This is a genomic window from Psychrobacter sp. TB20-MNA-CIBAN-0197 (assembly GCF_040309765.1).
In the GTDB taxonomy this organism is placed as follows: domain Bacteria; phylum Pseudomonadota; class Gammaproteobacteria; order Pseudomonadales; family Moraxellaceae; genus Psychrobacter; species Psychrobacter submarinus.
In genome coordinates this window covers 1-929 of record NZ_JBEOPC010000078.1, presented here as the reverse complement: position 1 = coordinate 929, position 929 = coordinate 1, and the positions used below count along the sequence as shown (strand labels likewise).

Genomic DNA, 929 nt, shown 5'->3' with positions numbered 1-929 from the left:
TTGGCATGGTTCTTAGACAACGATGAATGTTCTTCTTATTTTAATTCCCTCTGCTACTTTTGCAAGAGGTCTATTAGATAGGCTTGAAGAAACATTAGAGTCTCTTAAAATATCGATTATCGAAGATAGTTTCGATATATCTGCTATGCTTTCTAATCCTATTGACTTATCTCTATTTTTAAACTTATTTAACGAAGATTATAATACTAACTTTACGACTACGAATGATTGGAAAAACTTAGAAATATCGTCTGATTACAATATAGAAAATGTATTAAAACTTGATTCATTTACTAACACTTGGAGTGCTGCAAAAATAAAGCAGCTTTCAGATGAACTTATCACGACGAATCATATAGACTCCGAGACCTTAAAATACTTAATTACGAACTCAGATCTCTTACAAAAAGCTATCAAAGATAATGGATTTTATAGTTATATTTTTGGAGATGCTAGTTTGCAAATATACTCGATAGGGGATACTCTATATTCAAAAAATGAAATTATTAATGATAAATTTAAAGATGTTAATACTTTAGTAGGGGATGAAGATGAAGATGAAGATGAAGATGAAGATGAAGATTATATCCTAGATAGTGTCTTCGACTTAGAAAACCATCCGTTTATATTTTATAAAATTGAACCATTAGTATCAGCTACAAAATTTTTCAAAGCCTTATATCAAGATAGTAGTTACTCCATTTATAATGACTTATTTTTTACTATCGATAGCGAAGAGGCATTCTTATTTCCTTATGTGGAAAAAAATGGAATGGTGGTTGAAGTAACAAATATTATGTTATTTGAATTACTTAGTCCTATACTAAGTATTAGGTTTGAAAAATTTGACAAACTAGACCTCTTGCAAAAGTCATAATTTAAGCTCGGAATTAATGATACCAGCAAACAGCTTCATTCTAAGATCATAG

Annotated in this window: 1 protein-coding gene; it reads left to right on the top strand. The window is 29.4% G+C overall.

The features are described from left to right. Positions 1-22 precede the first annotated feature (22 nt). Positions 23-877, top strand: a complete 855-nt coding sequence (locus AAEY83_RS12720) for a hypothetical protein (RefSeq protein ID WP_025643823.1) — start codon at positions 23-25, stop codon at positions 875-877. Positions 878-929: the final 52 nt, after the last annotated feature.